The sequence below is a fragment of the Escherichia sp. MOD1-EC6021 genome (assembly GCF_002965245.1).
Lineage (GTDB): Bacteria > Pseudomonadota > Gammaproteobacteria > Enterobacterales > Enterobacteriaceae > Escherichia > Escherichia coli_F.
The window spans coordinates 39,924-56,185 of sequence record NZ_PTRU01000016.1 but is presented as its reverse complement, the minus strand read 5'-3'; the positions used below and the strand labels follow the sequence as shown (position 1 = coordinate 56,185).

The following is a 16,262-nucleotide window of genomic DNA, read 5'->3' as shown; positions in this document are numbered from 1 at the left end:
ATCTGAACTACCCTTTGGTATCTTCAGCGCCTGCCTGCAGGCTGTGGTGTTGCCCTTACAAATGCAACAACGACATGGATTACAACACCCTCATAAACAAAGGGCAATCACCTGATCTAAGCTCTTACCTATGACAGTGATAGGTTATGCCTTTTACTCCATTTTTGCACTGACTGAAAAGGACAAATTAATGTTAAAAAAGATACTTTTACTGGCTCTGCTTCCTACAATCGCCTTTGCAGAGGAACTTCCTGCTCCGGTAAAAGCGATTGAAAAACAGGGCATTAAGATCATCAAAACGTTCGATGCCCCCGGCGGAATGAAAGGTTATCTCGGCAAGTATCAGGATATGGGCGTCACCATCTACCTGACTCCAGATGGTAAGCACGCTATCTCTGGTTACATGTACAACGAGAAAGGTGAAAACCTGAGTAACATGCTTATCGAAAAAGAAATTTATGCGCCAGCCGGACGCGAAATGTGGCAACGGATGGAACAATCGCACTGGCTCCTCGACGGTAAAAAAGACGCGCCAGTCATAGTCTACGTTTTCGCCGATCCGTTCTGCCCATATTGTAAACAGTTCTGGCAGCAGGCGCGCCCGTGGGTTGATTCTGGCAAAGTACAGTTGAGAACATTGTTGGTTGGGGTTATCAAACCAGAAAGTCCGGCGACAGCCGCGGCAATTCTGGCCTCTAAAGATCCCGCAAAAACCTGGCAAGAATATGAAGCCTCTGGCGGCAAACTTAAGCTAAATGTGCCTACAAACGTAAGTGCAGAGCAAATGAAAGTGTTAAGCGACAACGAGAAACTCATGGACGATCTGGGGGCAAATGTCACACCGGCTATCTATTACATGAGTAAGGAAAATACGCTGCAACAGGCCGTGGGGTTGCCCGATCAGAAAACGCTTAATATCATTATGGAAAATAAATAGAAGATAATTCATGGGTGGTTGAAATACATCCTTGCTTTTCAACCATTCTAAAAACGCATAAATTGCTTCTTCCCCTCCAGACAACTGTGTTACTTTAGAAAAACTTAATCCAGAGTTAAGTAATAAAACATAACAAATATAAATAAAACAGTAGAATCATTGATTACAAGAATGATTTATGGACAAGATAATATAACGGAGTATGTTATGGCTAATCTTTATGATTTAAAAAAATTCGACCTCAATTTACTGGTCATATTTGAGTGCATTTATCAACACCTCAGCATTAGCAAAGCAGCAGAATCATTATATATAACGCCATCTGCCGTGAGTCAGTCGTTACAACGTTTACGCGCGCAATTTAATGACCCGTTATTCATCCGCTCAGGGAAAGGTATCTCGCCGACTACAACAGGGTTAAATCTGCATCACCATCTTGAGAAAAATCTCCGAGGCCTTGAACAAACGATCAATATCGTTAATAAGTCTGAGCTGAAGAAAAATTTTATTATCTACGGTCCTCAGCTTATTTCTTGTAGTAATAACAACATGCTAATCCGCTGTCTAAGACAAGATACTTCAATCGATATAGAATGCCATGACATACTGCTTTCAGCTGAAAACGCTGAAGAATTGTTAGTTCAACGCAAAGCTGACCTGGCAATTACACTGCAACCAGTAATTAGCCGCTCTGTCATCTGCATGCCGGTACATACTATTCGCAATTCTCTTATATGTAGCAACAAACATCCTCGTATTACCGATACCAGTAACTATGAACAAATTATCGCCGAAGAATTCACCTTGTTGATATCTAAATCAGCAGGGATTGACGAAATTCAAATGGACATAGATGAACGTTTTATGAACCGTAAAGTTTCATTTCGCAGTTCTTCTTTGTTGACGATAATTAATAGTATTTCTGTTACTGACTTATTGGGCATTGTGCCCACCGAACTGTACGATTTACATCGTGATTTTTTGAAGTTACAAGAGATAAAACTGGAACGACCACTTCCTACGGTTAAACTTTATATTTCCTATAACAAGGCTTCGTTGAACAACCTTGTCTTCTCACGATTCATAGATCGTTTAAATGATAGCTTCTGATTTATTACCACGGATAAATGTTATATTACGCATCAATTGATTCATTGTGTGAATATAAAATAATGTGCTCTATCTTGCTTCGTTTACCCTATAATTAGCGGATTCATCTCACAAGTCACCCAGTAACGTTCAGAGAGCGTTTTCAGATGTCTATTTATAAAATCCCTCTTCCGCTGAATATTTTAGAAGCTGCACAGGAACGTATTACCTGGACACTTAACACCTTGCCCCGTGTTTGCGTTTCTTTTTCGGGGGGTAAAGATTCCGGATTAATGCTGCATCTTACCGCCGAACTTGCCAGAAAATTGGGAAAAAAAATCTGCGTTTTGTTTATCGACTGGGAAGCACAGTTCTCTTGTACCATCGACTATGTACAGTCGTTACGCGAGTTGTATACCGACGTTATTGAAGAGTTGTACTGGGTAGCACTCCCACTCAAGACGCAAAATTCCCTTTCACAATACCAACCAGAATGGCAGTGCTGGGAATCTGATGTCGAATGGGTGCGTCAGCCCCCGCAAGAAGCGATAACCGATCCTGACTTTTTCTCCTTTTACCAGCCAGGCATGACCTTCGAACAATTTGTACGTGAGTTTGCCGAATGGTTTTCACAAAAACGTCCGGCGGCGATGATGATCGGCATCCGTGCGGATGAGTCCTACAACCGTTTTGTCGCCATCGCCAGTTTAAATAAACAACGTTTTGCCGATGATAAGCCCTGGACCACAGCCGCACCAGGCGGTCACTGCTGGTACATTTACCCCATCTACGACTGGAAAGTAGCTGATATCTGGACCTGGTATGCTAATCATAAATCCCTATGTAACCCATTGTATAATATCATGTATCAGGCAGGCGTTCCCCTGCGTCATATGCGAATTTGCGAACCTTTTGGCCCGGAGCAACGGCAAGGATTATGGCTCTATCACGTTATCGAACCGGATCGCTGGGCTGCTATGTGCGCACGAGTTAGCGGGGTAAAAAGTGGCGGCATTTACGCCGGACATGACAATCATTTTTATGGTCATCGGAAAATCCTCAAACCAGAGCATTTAGACTGGCAAGAGTATGCATTATTGCTGCTTGATAGCATGCCGGAGAAAACGGCTGAGCATTACCGCAACAAAATTGCCATTTACTTGCATTGGTATCAGAAAAAAGGTGTCGAGGTGCCACAGACCCAGCACGGGGACATTGGCGCGAAAGATATCCCCTCCTGGCGGCGAATTTGCAAGGTGTTACTGAATAACGATTACTGGTGTCGGGCATTATCATTTAGCCCAACCAAAGCGAAGAATTATCAGCGTTATAACGAACGGATAAAAGTAAAACGTCAGGAGTGGGGAATACTATGCAACAACAATTAACGCAGGATTTAACCCAATTTCTCGCCAGCTTGCCGGAAGACGATCGCATCAAAGCGATTAACGAAATCCGCCTGGCGATCCATCAGGTTAGCCCCTTTCGTGAAGAGCCAGTAGATTGTGTTCTGTGGGTTAAAAACAGCCAACTTATGCCAAATGATTACAACCCAAACAATGTGGCACCGCCCGAGAAAAAACTGTTACAAAAATCCATTGAGATAGATGGTTTTACCCAACCTATTGTGGTCACGCACACAGATAAAAATGCTCTGGAAATCGTGGATGGCTTTCACCGTCATGAAATTGGTAAAGGCTCTAACACGTTAAAAATGCGATTAAAAGGATATTTACCGGTCACCTGTCTGGAAGGAACACGTAACGAACGCATCGCCGCGACTATTCGTCATAACCGCGCTCGTGGACGCCACCAAATCACAGCCATGTCAGAAATCGTTCGTGAACTCAGCCAGTTAGGATGGGACGACAATAAAATCGGCAAAGAGCTGGGTATGGACAGCGACGAAGTGTTGCGCCTGAAACAAATTAACGGCCTGCAAGAGTTATTTGCTGACCGTCAATATTCCCGCGCCTGGACAGTAAAATAATTACAGCTGGCGCAGGCGTTCAGCTGCCGCCAGCAACGTCGATTCCTTCTTGGCAAAACAGAGACGAATGAGCTTATGGGGGAAGGGATCGGCGCAAAATACCGACAGCGGGATCGCCGCCACGCCATGCTCCCGCGTCAGCCACTGGCAAAACTCAACGTCATCCAGCGAAGAAACCGCGCTGTAATCCACCAGCAAAAAGTAAGTGCCTTCGCAGGGTAGTATCTCCAGCCGACTCTCACTTAAGGCGTTCACCAGAATATCGCGCTTCTGGCGATAAAAGTCCGGTAACGCAAGGTAGTGTTCAGGTTCTGCTCGCAGCATATCGGCAAGGGCCAGCTGCGCCGGGGTATTCACCGAAAAAGTCAGATACTGATGCACTTTGCGGATCTCGGCGCTGATGGGCGCAGGCGCAACACAATAACCCACTTTCCAGCCGGTCATATGATAAGTCTTGCCAAACGATGACACCGCCACCGCCCGCTCACGCAGTTGCGGATGCGCCAGCACACTGGCATGGCCCTGCTGTGAAAAGTTGATATGCTCGTAAACTTCATCGCTAATAACAAAAATCTCGTGCCCGCCGATCGCCTGCCACAAAGCGGAGAAATCAGCCTGCTGCCAGACAGTTGCACTGGGGTTATGCGGGGTGTTAAGGATCACCAGTCGGGTGCGCTCGCTTAACAATGCGGCAAATTCCTGCCAGTCCACGCGAAAATGCGGTGGTTGCAGTGCAATACGTTTCACTATTCCACCCGCAAGCGTGATGGCGGGGGCGTAACTGTCATAGCTGGGATCAAAGCAAATCACTTCATCGCCATTGCGCACCAATGCAGTAATCGCTGCGTACAGCGCTTCCGTCGCCCCTGCTGTTACGGTGATATCGCTGTCGGCATCTGGTTGATAGCCATACAGCCGTTCCGTTTTCTGAACAATCGCCTCGCGCAAGGCCTGCACGCCGGTCATGGGTGCGTATTGGTTTGCTCCGTGGGCAACGTGGTACGCCAGCCGTTCCTGCAAATAGCGCGGACCATCAAAATCAGGAAAGCCTTGCGACAGGTTAATCGCCTGGTGTTGCTGCGCCAGTGCGCTCATCTGGGTGAAAATAGTGGTGCCAAGTTGTGGAAGTTTGCTTTGTGGAATCAGAGGGTTATTTGTCATTTTTATTGTGCCTGACAAAGTTGCGTGTTGAAGCCACTATAACACGATGCTAGTATTTGGCAATCAAGACGTTTAGATGTCTAAATAAAACAATAAGGACAACACAACATGCCTCACAATCCTATCCGCGTCGTCGTTGGCCCTGCTAACTACTTTTCTCATCCCGGCAGTCTCAATCACCTGCATGATTTTTTCACTGATGAACAACTTTCTCGCGCAGTGTGGATCTACGGTGAACGTGCACTTGCCGCGGCGCAAACCAAACTTCCATCGGCGTTTGAACTGCCAGGAGCAAAGCATATTTTGTTTCGCGGTCATTGCAGTGAAAGCAATGTGCAACAACTGGCGGCTGAGTCCGGTGACGACCGCAGCGTGGTGATTGGCGTCGGCGGCGGCGCACTGCTCGACACCGCGAAAGCCCTCGCCCGCCGTCTCGGTCTGCCGTTTGTTGCCGTTCCAACGATTGCCGCTACTTGCGCTGCCTGGACACCGCTCTCCGTCTGGTATAACGATGCCGGACAGGCGCTACATTATGAGATTTTCGACGACGCCAATTTTATGGTGCTGGTGGAACCGGAGATTATCCTCAATGCGCCGCAAGAATATCTGCTGGCGGGAATCGGTGACACGCTGGCGAAATGGTATGAAGCGGTGGTGCTGGCCCCACAACCAGAAACGTTGCCGCTAACCGTACGGCTGGGGATTAATAATGCGCAGGCCATTCGTGACGTCTTGTTAAGCAGTAGCGAGCAGGCGCTTGCCGATCAGCAAAACCAGCAGTTAACGCGATCATTTTGCGATGTGGTGGATGCGATTATCGCCGGAGGCGGAATGGTGGGTGGTCTGGGCGATCGTTTTACTCGCGTTGCAGCAGCCCATGCCGTACATAACGGTCTGACCGTTTTGCCACAAACCGAGAAATTTCTCCACGGCACCAAAGTCGCTTACGGTATTCTGGTACAAAGCGCCTTGCTGGGTCAGGATGATGTGCTGGCGCAATTAACCGGGGCGTATCAGCGTTTTCATCTGCCGACCACGCTGGCGGAGCTGGAAGTGGATATCAATAATCAGGCAGAGATCGACAAAGTGATTGCGCACACCTTGCGTCCGGCGGAATCCATTCATTACCTGCCGGTCACGCTGACACCAGATACGTTGCGTGCAGCGTTCGAAAAAGTGGAATCGTTTAAAGTCTGACGTACAAATTTAGCAGCAGCGCGCGCCGCCTTTTCCACCGTAGCGCGCGTCCTGCCGCTCCCGGAAAAACTCCTCGTAGGTCATCGGCGTCTGGTCGGGATGGTTTACCCGCATATGTTCGACATAGTTGTCGTAATCGGGCATACCAATCATCAGCTTCGCTGCCTGACCTAAATATTTTCCGGCTTTTGCCAGTGAATCAAACATCAATACCTCCGGTAATCAGATTGCTGAGAGAGTGCATTAATAGCTATCAACGCGCTCGGTCAGTCCCCTCGCCCCACCGGGGAGAGGGTTAGGGTGAGAGGGAACCCCAGGCACTACGCCAACATCCCCCTCACTCTGACTTTAGTGCGCGCCTTTCGCCTGCGCCACGATCTCCTCGACATTTTCCGGCATTGGCTCATACGGCGTTTCTTTCGCCGTTGGCTTCGGCTCTTTCAATGCTGCCAGTGCCGTCTTAATCGAGAACAGCGCCAGAACCACCACAACCACCATAAAGAAGATGGTTAATCCGGCATCCAGACGGTTGTTGAACACCAGTTGCGCCAGTTGTGACTCAGTATACTGCGACGGAATATTGCCGCTGTCGATCATTGCCTGGAACTTGTTAGCAATCGCCAGGAAACCGACTTTCGCATCCGGGCTAAACGCTTTCTGCCAGCCTGCGGTCAGGGTACAAATCAGCAGCCAGGCCGTTGGTACCAGCGCCACCCAGGCGTAACGTTGACGTTTCATTTTGAACAGCACCACGGCACAGAGCATCAGCGCCATCCCTGCCAGCATCTGGTTGGCAATACCAAACAGCGGCCACAGAGTGTTAATACCGCCCAGCGGATCGACCACGCCCTGATGCAGAAAGTAACCCCACGCCAGCACGCACAGCGCCGTTGCCAGCAGGTTAGCAGGCAGTGAATCGGTCCGTTTCAGGCCCGGAGAAACCACGCCCAGCAGATCCTGCAACATAAAGCGCGCAGCACGCGTACCCGCATCCACCGCCGTCAGAATAAACAGTGCTTCAAACAGAATGGCGAAGTGATACCAGAACGCCACATCCATCATGCCACCCAGCGCGCCGTGCAGAATGTAGGCCATCCCCACCGCCAGGGTCGGCGCACCGCCCGCACGGGAAATGATCGACTGTTCACCCACTTCGCTGGCAATCTGATTTAACGTATCTGGCGTAATGCTAAAGCCCCAGCTACTCACTACCTGCGCAGCAGATGCCACTACATCCGCCGTCCCCGCCGGAGCCAGCACCGCCATCGGGCTGTTCATCGCGAAGTACACGCCCGGATCGATGATACAGGCAGAAACCAGTGCCATAATCGCCACGAAGGATTCCATCAACATCCCGCCGTAGCCGATAAAGCACGCCTGACCTTCGTTCGCCAGCATCTTCGGTGTGGTGCCGGAAGAGATCAGCGCATGGAAGCCAGACACCGCGCCACAGGCGATAGTAATAAACAGGAACGGGAACAGATTACCGGTCCATACCGGACCAGTGCCATCTACAAATTTGGTCAGCGCAGGCATGGTCAGCGTCGGACGCATAATCAAAATGCCTACCGCCAGACCGACGATAGTCCCGATTTTCAGGAAGGTAGAGAGGTAGTCACGCGGAGCCAGCAGCAACCACACCGGCAGAACCGCCGCCACAAAACCGTAACCCACCAGCATCCAGGTCAGTTGCACGCCGGTAAAGTCAAAGTACGGTGCCCAGGTCGGGCTTTCTGCCACCCAGCCGCCAGAGATAATGGCGAAAATAAGGAATACCAGGCCAATCACCGACACTTCCCCAATGCGGCCCGGACGCAGATAGCGCAGGTAAATCCCCATGAACAGCGCCAGCGGAATGGTGAACGCAACGGTATACGTTCCCCACGGGCTATGAGTCAGGGCTTTCACCACGATCATCGCCAGTACTGCAAGGATAATGACCATGATCATAAAGCAGGCCACCAGCGCAATCACCCCGGCGGTTGGCCCCATCTCTTCTTTAACCAGCTCGCCCAGCGAGCGACCGTCACGGCGCGTGGAAACAAACAGCACCATGAAATCCTGCACCGCACCGGCGAGAACCACCCCGGCAAGTAGCCAGATCATCCCCGGTAGGTAGCCCATTTGCGCTGCCAGTACCGGCCCCACCAACGGGCCTGCTCCGGCAATGGCCGCAAAATGGTGACCGAACAGCACTTTCTTGTCCGTCGGCACATAGTCCAGCCCGTCGTTATGGCGCACCGCTGGCGTCATACGCGTCGGGTCAACCGCCAATACATTTTTGGCGATATAAAGACCATAAAAACGGTAAGCGATCAGATAGATACAGACCGACGCCACCACAATCCACAGCGCGTTGATCTGTTCCCCACGATTTAAAGCAATGTATCCCAGAGCAAATGCTCCCATTACAGAGAGCACTGTCCAGACGAGGTATTTCCCTGATTTGTTCATAGTTGTTATCCGTGTGCGTGTCCATAGAGATGTTACATTTTGTTTCTATAACATCTTTGTGCAATTTAACAACACGGCAACCATGTAAATCGGAGTTGAAACCAATATTTAACTTAGCAATGTTAACTCGATCACTCCGTTAACTGAATTTTCCTGCAATCTCATTTAATTCTGTCGGGTTCATCCCAAAACTGCCGTACCCAGCCGGCAGGTGCAGCAACGCCGCCCCTGTTCATCGAAAACAACGATTTCCCAGCTCTGATTTTGCCGCCCAAGATGCAGCGGCTGGCAGATGCCGCGTACCTTTCCCTCAGACACCGGGCGATGATGTGTGGCGTTAAGCTCCGTGCCCACCACGCACTGTCCGTCGCGAGTCATCATAAATCCGGCCATCGATCCCAGGGTTTCCGCCAGCGCCGCCGACGCGCCGCCATGCAGCAGGCCAAACGGCTGATGAGTACGGGTATCAACCGGCATTTCGGCTTCCAGCACATCATCGCCCAGACGGGTATAAACAATTCCCAGATGCGCCACCATTGTGTTATCGCTGGTGGCGTTCAGTTCGTCGAGCGTTAAATGGCGTTTCCAGATCATGCTTATGCCCCCAGTGTTGAGCCGCCATCTACCACAATATCCTGTAGGGTGATATGGCTGGCGAGGTCAGAGGCGAGGAACAAAATCGTGTTGGCGATCTCTTGTGGACGGGCGATTTTCCCCAGCGGAATGCCGAGTTTAAACTGCTCGCCAAAGCCGCGAATACGCTGCTCTTCGGCGTCATCACTCACCCACAGCGTGCGTTGCATATCGGTGTCGGTGGACCCCGGGGAAACCACATTACAGCGCACACCGCTACCCGCCAGTTCCAGCCCGACGCTCAACGCCAGGCTTTTCAGCGCCGCTTTCGACGCACCGTAAGCACTCATACCAATACGCGGCGTGTGTGCGGCGTCGGACGCCACAGTAACAATCGCCCCGCCCCGCTGACGACGAAACTGGTTCATGGTCTGCTGGAACAGGTTAAACGCACCGCCGACGTTAACCGCAAAAGTCTGCTGCCAGTCCTCTTTACTGAGCTGATCGGTCGCGCCCATGCGCAAAATTCCCGCCGCATTGACCAGCACGTCCAGTCGCTCCGTTTGTGCTAACAGTCGCTGACACACTTGCGCCACCTGCGCAGCGTCGGCTACATCCGTTACTTCGGTCGCAAAGGGATATTGCTCCAGAGTGAACGCTTGATCAAAACCTGTAACTTTCGCTCCGGCCTCAACAAATGCCAGCGCCGTGGCGTAGCCAATACCTTTCCCCGCGCCGGTTACCCAGACATTTTTGCCGCTGAAATCCATCATTTCACCTCGCGGGAGAGTAGCTTCCACCAGGCGTCGATGGTCGGATTTTTCGCCAGCATGACAAAATCGATATCGCCATGCACTTTGCGCCAGCGCGCCGCCAGCGCCATCATGCGCACCGAATCCAGACCGTAGTCGATCAGGTTGTCGTCATCGAACGGCTCATCGGACTCGTCCAGCAACGGCAGGATCACCTCTCGCAGCGCCGCTTTGGTTGAAGGGATCGGTGCAGGCAATAGTTCTTCGGTCATCACCACCCGGCCAGAACGCCCGGCTACATATTTCAGCGACATCAAATGCTCGTCACGGCTGAAATCGGCCAGCGCATCCGCCACCATAAACGGTTTAATATCGCGCATAAATGCGTCGGTTGCGGTGGTCATACAGCCAATGTGGGCGTACACCCCGGTAATAATCAGCTGGTTACGTCCACTCTCTTTGAGCATTTGCTCCAGCGGAGAACGATGAAACGCGCTGTAACGCCACTTCACCAGCACCGTGTCGTCGGCATCTGGCGTCAGGCGATCCACCACCTTTTGCTGTTCCGGTGAGCGGGTCAGGCCCGGTCCCCACATATCATTCAACAGCGCCCGATCTTCATCGCTCTGCTCTTTCGGCTGGGCGGTGTAATAAACCGGAATATTGTGCTGTTTGCAGTAGTCGCGTAGTGCCGCAATATTCGCGATCACCTGCTCCATCATCGGGCAGTTCTCGCCCCAGAAGCTAACAAAATAGTCCTGCATATCATGGATTAACAACGCGGCACGTTGCGGCTCAAAGGCCCAGTTGACTTTATTGTGCGGAATATCGTGAGACTCCGGCAGTGCGTAAGCCTGTAATTTTGGAATAGCCATCGTGTTCTCTCCTTCAGGCTGATGCGCGTGACGCCAGCCACTGACGTAATTGTTTTTTATCGACTTTCCCGACCGCCGTCAGCGGAAGTGAATCTACACACTCCACGCGATCCGGTAATTTAAATTCGGCAATACCCTGTTCACGCAGGAAACGACGCACCTGTACCGCACGCAGTGGTTCTTTTACCACCAGATAAGCACAGCTTTTTTCGCCCATCAGCTCATCTTCCATACTCACCAGTGCGGCGTAGATCACCGCCGGATGGCGCAGCAACAGGTTTTCGATCTCTTCGGCAGCGATCTTCTCGCCGCCACGGTTGATCTGATCTTTCTCGCGCCCCTGCACGGTGATGTACCCCTCTGGATCAATAGAGATCAGATCGCCGGAACAGTAAAAACCGTTGGCATCAAAGGCGCTGGCATTGTGCTGTGGACTTTTGTAATAGCCGCGGAAGGTGTACGGCCCGCGCGTCATCAGGCGTCCAACCTCCCCTTGCGGCAGTGGATTTCCGTCAGCACCGGCAACCCACACTTCATCATCCGGACACATTGGATAGCCCTGGGTATGGATAATTTTCTCCGCGCTATCATCAAGACGGGTGTAGTTCACCAGCCCTTCCGCCATGCCGAATACCTGCTGTAACTGGCAGCCAATCTCTGCGGGAATACGCGCCGCAAGCGTGGCAGAAAGACGTGCGCCACCGACCTGTAACAGTTTCAGCGAGGCAAGCTGCGCCCGGCTTTCACCTTCGGTCAGCGCCTGTAACCACAGACTGACTGCTGGTGGCACCAGCGCAGTGACGTTCACCTGATGTTTTGCAATCAATGGGAAGCAGAGCGTGGCGCTAGGGTCGGCAGCCAGAACGACCGTGCCGCCAGCGAGAAAGACGCCCAGCGATCCTGGCGAACTCATGGCGTAGTTGTGGGCCGCAGGAATCGCGCACAGGTGGCGTGTCTGTTGCGTGAACTGACAAATCTCGACGCTACGACGTACGCTGTAGTAATAGTCATTGTGAGTGCGTGGGATCAGTTTCGGTGTGCCGGTGGTACCGCCGGAAAGCTGAAAATAGGCCACTTCATCGGCAGGTGACGGTGTGGCAATAAAATCCTCTGCCGGATGGTTAATCGCATCCTGCAAGTTATGTTCGCCGCTATCGTTCAGCAGTTGCACCACGCGAATGGAGGAGTGCTCTGCAACAAACGTATTAAGGAAGTCATCCCCGCTAAATAGCGCATGTTGGCGATCGGCAATCAGTAACACCGGTTCAATCTGGCTGGCGTATGCATTCAGCTCACTACGCTGATGGCTGAACAGCGCCAGCACCGGCGCAACGCCCAGTTTTAGCAGCGCGAAAAAGGTAATATACAATTCAGCGACGTTACCCAGTTGTACCAGTGCGGTTTCACCGGGTTTAATGCCCTGACGACGCAAGCTACAGGCGAGATTATCCGCCGCCTGATTCAGTTCCCGGTAACTCAACTGACGCTCGCCGTCGATGACCGCGATGCTGTCGCTTGCGGCATGACGGGTCAGAATGTCGGTCAGCGGCAAATCCTGCCAGTAGCCTTTTTCCCGATAGCGACGGGCAAACTCTTCCGGCCAGCGGGTGAATGGAATGCTCATCCTCGCTCCTTAATGCAATCCAAAAACGTTCAACATGGTAGAAAGTTTGACGCCCGTTTCGCGCCATTCACCCAACGGTGAGGACGCAGGCACAATCCCCGCTCCGGCAAACAGACGCACCTGATTTTCCCGCAGCTTCGCGCAGCGGATGGTCACCACCCACTCGCCGTTACCTTCGCTGTCACACCAACCGACAATGCCGCCAAACAGTTCGCGGTCGAACGGTTCCAGCTCAGCAATCACCTGGGTCGCGGCCTGATGCGGGAAACCGCTCAGCGCGGGGGTCGGGTGCAGCAGACAGGCCAGAGTCAGTGCGTTTTCTTGCGAATTCGCTTTGCCTTCAAAGGGTGTTGCGAGATGCCACAGCGTCGGTGTGGTGATCAATTGTGGGGAGGATGGAACGTGTAACTCACTACTGCGTTCGCGCAGTACCTCTTTCATCGCCTGAGTCACCAGTTCATGTTCATGGCGATCTTTTTCTGACGCCAGCAGACGATTACCCGCTTCGCGATCAAGCACGTCATCCGGCTGACGACGCGCGGAACCGGCTAACGGAATCGAGCTAAAACGCTCGCCGTCTTTACGCAGCAGCAGTTCCGGGCTGGCTCCCAGCAGGACGCCACCATCAGCTAACGGCACATGGAAGTTGTAACTAACCGGGTTTTGCGCAATCAACCGTTCCAGCAATACGCCACTATCAATGGCGGCGTCAGTTGTGATATCAATCAACCGTGACAACACCACTTTGTCGACTTGCGGCGTGGCGGTAAGTGCGGCGGCACGGGCAACCATCTGTTCAAACGTAGCTTGTTCAGGAATTGCCTGACGTTCCACCACGTTCAGCGACTGGCTGCGGGTGAAACGGCGAGCTGAAGTCTGTTTTTCCTGCCGGGAGAACGACTGCCAGGATTCGGGAATATACAGCGACGAAGGCTGACGTGGATCGAAGGGAATCGCCCCCACCATCACCGGATTTTTAATGCCCTGCGCTTTGGCATCGGCAAACAGCGCGGTGAGTTTTTGCTGGAAGGGACTGTCGGGCGAATCCCCGTTCACAGCCGGTTCATCAAAGCGGGCGAAACATCCTGACGTCGTAAAACTGCGGTACGGCGACATAAAGAAAAAGCGATTGGGCGCAAGTGTTGCCATGGTCTGCTGTACTTCCTCAGCCAGTGACGTATCCATATCATCCTCCACAAAATGATAAAGGCTTTAATAATGATTATCATTTATATTTTTCGGTCGCTAACCTAAAAGCAAACGAGCACTATGTCAACTCTTGAGGTAACGCAATCTGCAAGTCGGGGTTGCATCTGCTTGTGGTTACAATGAAAATGAGAAGCATTAACTTCATTAATAACAGGAAGCTGATTTGTGAGACTCGCCCCGCTCTACCGCAACGCCCTTCTTTTAACCGGAATTTTGCTTTCAGGAATATCCGCAGTTCAGGCTGCCGACTGGCCGCGTCAGATTACTGACAGTCGTGGTACTCATACCCTGGAAAGCCAGCCGCAACGTATTGTTTCCACCAGCGTCACCCTGACCGGCTCACTGCTGGCGATTGATGCACCAGTGATCGCCAGCGGCGCGACCACGCCGAATAACCGCGTAGCGGATGACCAGGGTTTTTTACGCCAGTGGAGCAAGGTAGCGAAAGAACGCAAACTGCAACGTCTCTATATCGGCGAACCGAACGCCGAAGCAGTAGCGGCACAAATGCCAGATCTGATTTTAATTAGCGCGACCGGCGGCGATTCAGCGCTAGCGCTATACGATCAGCTTTCCACTATCGCACCAACGTTAATCATCAATTACGACGATAAAAGCTGGCAGTCGCTGTTAACGCAACTTGGCGAAATTACCGGGCATGAGAAACAAGCGGCAGAGCGGATTGCACAGTTTGATAAGCAACTGACGGCGGCGAAAGAGCAAATCAAATTACCGCCGCAGCCGGTCACTGCCATTGTCTATACCGCCGCCGCGCACAGTGCCAATCTCTGGACAGCTGAATCAGCACAAGGGCAGATGCTGGAACAACTCGGCTTTACGCTGGCCAGGTTGCCCGCAGGCTTAAACGCCAGCCAAAGCCAGGGCAAACGCCATGACATCATTCAGCTTGGTGGGGAAAATCTGGCGGCAGGGTTAAATGGCGAGTCGCTATTCCTGTTCGCCGGTGATCAGAAAGACGCCGATGCGATTTATGCCAATCCACTGCTCGCACACCTGCCTGCAGTACAAAACAAGCAGGTTTATGCGCTGGGAACCGAGACGTTCCGACTGGATTACTACAGCGCCATGCAAGTGCTGGATAGGCTTAAGGCGCTGTTCTAAGCATTAACTGTCAGACGCTGTCACCTGTGGCGGCGTCTGGCGAAAACGACGCAACTCCACCAGTACCAGCAACAACAACACGCCGATAATCAACAAACCAAAACCACTCGCGCTTGCGGAGGCCACCGGCGTCATCATCGCTCCCAGACCGCCCAACAGCGCTGCGCCTATAGCATCGCCCGTCACGTTTTGTGCAGTCCACAAACCGTTAATCCGCCCTAACATCGCTTCCGGGGTTTGCGTTTGCAGCATTGTGTATTGCAGCAACGAACTAACCGCGCTCAACCAGCCGAACAGCGCCAGACAAACCACGCCTAAAATCCACATCGGCATCAGGCCAAACAAACCAATGGCGAGGAACGATCCCAGCGTGGAGAGCAGCATCAATAACCCTGGTCGCGCGCTATGTGCCAGCTTCCCGCTGGTTAACGCGCCAATAGCTGCACCGATCGGGATCGCCGCATAGAGAAAACCAATCTGTGCCGCCGACATCTGCCAGTTGTCAGCCAGCGCCGGATACAGTACCCGTACCGCGCTCGCCATCGTCAATAATCCCCCCAGCAGTGCAATCCCTCCCACCAGCGGGCTGGCGAGCAGAAAACGAAATCCTGCCAGTAATGATTTCAACGGATGCTCACGCGGTTGCGGTGGCGGAGGTAGCGCCGGAAGGCTTAACAACGGTAGCAAGGTAATAAACGTGCCCGCCGCCGCCAGCCCGTAGTTCCAGGCTACGCCGCCAGTCGCCAGCAGTAAGCCGCCAATCATGGGCGAAATTACCGATCCCAGCCGCACGGTCAACATGGTGATTGCCCCGGCCTGCATTAAATTTTCACGCCCAACTAATGCCGGAGTGGCCGCCAGCAGCGCCGTAACGCCAAGTGACGCGAAAAAGCCATCCCATAATCCGAGTAAATAGATTGCCAGCAAAGACGGCTCCGGCAGCAACGCGTTCAGGCACAGACCAATGAAGCCAATGCCACAGGTGCCGCGCGCCAGCAAAATTACTTTTTTGCGCTCATAGCGATCCGCCAGCACACCGCCGACCATCAAGCCGACAAACATCGCCCCGCCGGTCAGCGTCACCGAAAGCCCCACCTGCCAGGTAGAATGCGTCATCATCTGGATCTGCACTGGCACCGCGACGCCGAGCAAACCCAGAGAAACAATAGAGATAAAACGAGCGAGGAATACTGCGCGAAACGCCGGGTGCGTTTTCAACAGGCTGAGGTTAAGCAGCCAGGATTGTTTATTCATTACAATGCCTTGCCATCAAATATTT

At 52.2% G+C, this 16,262-nt stretch carries 15 protein-coding genes; 6 read left to right on the top strand and 9 right to left on the bottom strand.

From position 1 onward, the window contains the following. The first annotated feature begins 190 nt into the window (after nucleotides 1–190). The 4 genes from dsbG to BEB54_RS18005 all read left to right on the top strand — a co-directional run bounded on the left by dsbG (nucleotide 191) and on the right by BEB54_RS18005 (nucleotide 4,016). A complete protein-coding gene (gene dsbG / locus BEB54_RS18020; protein WP_024212086.1) occupies nucleotides 191–937 on the top strand; it encodes a thiol:disulfide interchange protein DsbG in 747 nt (248 codons plus the stop codon). Between the two features lie 207 nt (nucleotides 938–1,144). Next, nucleotides 1,145–2,047, top strand: a complete 903-nt coding sequence (gene citR, locus BEB54_RS18015; protein WP_105282244.1) for a DNA-binding transcriptional repressor CitR — start codon at nucleotides 1,145–1,147, stop codon at nucleotides 2,045–2,047. Nucleotides 2,048–2,193: 146 nt separating this feature from the next. Continuing rightward, the gene (locus BEB54_RS18010; protein ID WP_105277469.1) at nucleotides 2,194–3,414 is read left to right on the top strand and encodes a phosphoadenosine phosphosulfate reductase; all 1,221 of its coding nucleotides are present in this window, start codon (nucleotides 2,194–2,196) and stop codon (nucleotides 3,412–3,414) included. Continuing rightward, nucleotides 3,387–4,016, top strand: coding sequence for an IbrB-like domain-containing protein (locus tag BEB54_RS18005; protein ID WP_000528558.1), 630 nt, complete (start codon nucleotides 3,387–3,389; stop codon nucleotides 4,014–4,016). The genes BEB54_RS18010 and BEB54_RS18005 overlap by 28 nt, the downstream gene beginning before the upstream one ends. Here the strand turns inward: BEB54_RS18005 and ybdL are convergent, their stop codons facing one another. Next, a complete protein-coding gene (gene ybdL / locus BEB54_RS18000; protein WP_105277468.1) occupies nucleotides 4,017–5,177 on the bottom strand; it encodes a methionine-oxo-acid transaminase in 1,161 nt (386 codons plus the stop codon). Between the two features lie 108 nt (nucleotides 5,178–5,285). On the opposite strand from ybdL, the gene hcxA reads away from it, so the two are divergent. Further along, nucleotides 5,286–6,374 carry a hydroxycarboxylate dehydrogenase HcxA gene (gene hcxA, locus BEB54_RS17995; RefSeq protein ID WP_105277467.1) on the top strand — a complete coding sequence of 363 codons (1,089 nt, stop codon included), beginning with the start codon at nucleotides 5,286–5,288 and terminating at the stop codon, nucleotides 6,372–6,374. A 9-nt stretch (nucleotides 6,375–6,383) separates the two neighbouring features. On the opposite strand, the gene BEB54_RS17990 is transcribed toward hcxA, so the two are convergent. The 7 genes from BEB54_RS17990 to entC all read right to left on the bottom strand — a co-directional run bounded on the left by BEB54_RS17990 (nucleotide 6,384) and on the right by entC (nucleotide 13,837). After that, on the bottom strand, nucleotides 6,384–6,581 hold the full coding sequence (locus tag BEB54_RS17990; RefSeq protein ID WP_000460431.1) for a YbdD/YjiX family protein: 198 nt from the start codon (nucleotides 6,579–6,581) through the stop codon (nucleotides 6,384–6,386). A gap of 141 nt (nucleotides 6,582–6,722) precedes the next feature. Beyond that, nucleotides 6,723–8,828, bottom strand: a complete 2,106-nt coding sequence (cstA, locus tag BEB54_RS17985; RefSeq protein WP_001043157.1) for a pyruvate/proton symporter CstA — start codon at nucleotides 8,826–8,828, stop codon at nucleotides 6,723–6,725. A 180-nt stretch (nucleotides 8,829–9,008) separates the two neighbouring features. Further along, entirely contained in the window at nucleotides 9,009–9,422 is a 414-nt protein-coding gene (gene entH, locus BEB54_RS17980) for a proofreading thioesterase EntH (RefSeq protein ID WP_000637946.1), read from the bottom strand. Nucleotides 9,423–9,424: 2 nt separating this feature from the next. Continuing rightward, a complete protein-coding gene (gene entA, locus BEB54_RS17975; protein ID WP_046076552.1) occupies nucleotides 9,425–10,171 on the bottom strand; it encodes a 2,3-dihydro-2,3-dihydroxybenzoate dehydrogenase EntA in 747 nt (248 codons plus the stop codon). Further along, on the bottom strand, nucleotides 10,171–11,028 hold the full coding sequence (gene entB / locus BEB54_RS17970; RefSeq protein WP_001007114.1) for an enterobactin biosynthesis bifunctional isochorismatase/aryl carrier protein EntB: 858 nt from the start codon (nucleotides 11,026–11,028) through the stop codon (nucleotides 10,171–10,173). The genes entA and entB overlap by 1 nt, the downstream gene beginning before the upstream one ends. Before the next feature lie 13 nt (nucleotides 11,029–11,041). Next, nucleotides 11,042–12,652 carry a (2,3-dihydroxybenzoyl)adenylate synthase EntE gene (gene entE, locus BEB54_RS17965; RefSeq protein WP_105277466.1) on the bottom strand — a complete coding sequence of 537 codons (1,611 nt, stop codon included), beginning with the start codon at nucleotides 12,650–12,652 and terminating at the stop codon, nucleotides 11,042–11,044. 9 nt (nucleotides 12,653–12,661) lie between these two features. Beyond that, a complete protein-coding gene (gene entC, locus BEB54_RS17960) occupies nucleotides 12,662–13,837 on the bottom strand; it encodes an isochorismate synthase EntC (RefSeq protein ID WP_039021064.1) in 1,176 nt (391 codons plus the stop codon). Nucleotides 13,838–14,026: 189 nt separating this feature from the next. Between entC and fepB the strand changes: the two genes are divergently transcribed. Further along, nucleotides 14,027–14,983, top strand: coding sequence for a Fe2+-enterobactin ABC transporter substrate-binding protein (gene fepB, locus BEB54_RS17955; RefSeq protein ID WP_001234298.1), 957 nt, complete (start codon nucleotides 14,027–14,029; stop codon nucleotides 14,981–14,983). Nucleotides 14,984–14,986: 3 nt separating this feature from the next. Here fepB and entS read toward each other — a convergent pair whose 3' ends face one another. Beyond that, complete coding sequence (gene entS, locus BEB54_RS17950) at nucleotides 14,987–16,237, bottom strand: enterobactin transporter EntS (RefSeq protein WP_105277465.1); 1,251 nt, start codon at nucleotides 16,235–16,237, stop codon at nucleotides 14,987–14,989. Nucleotides 16,238–16,262 lie beyond the last annotated feature (25 nt).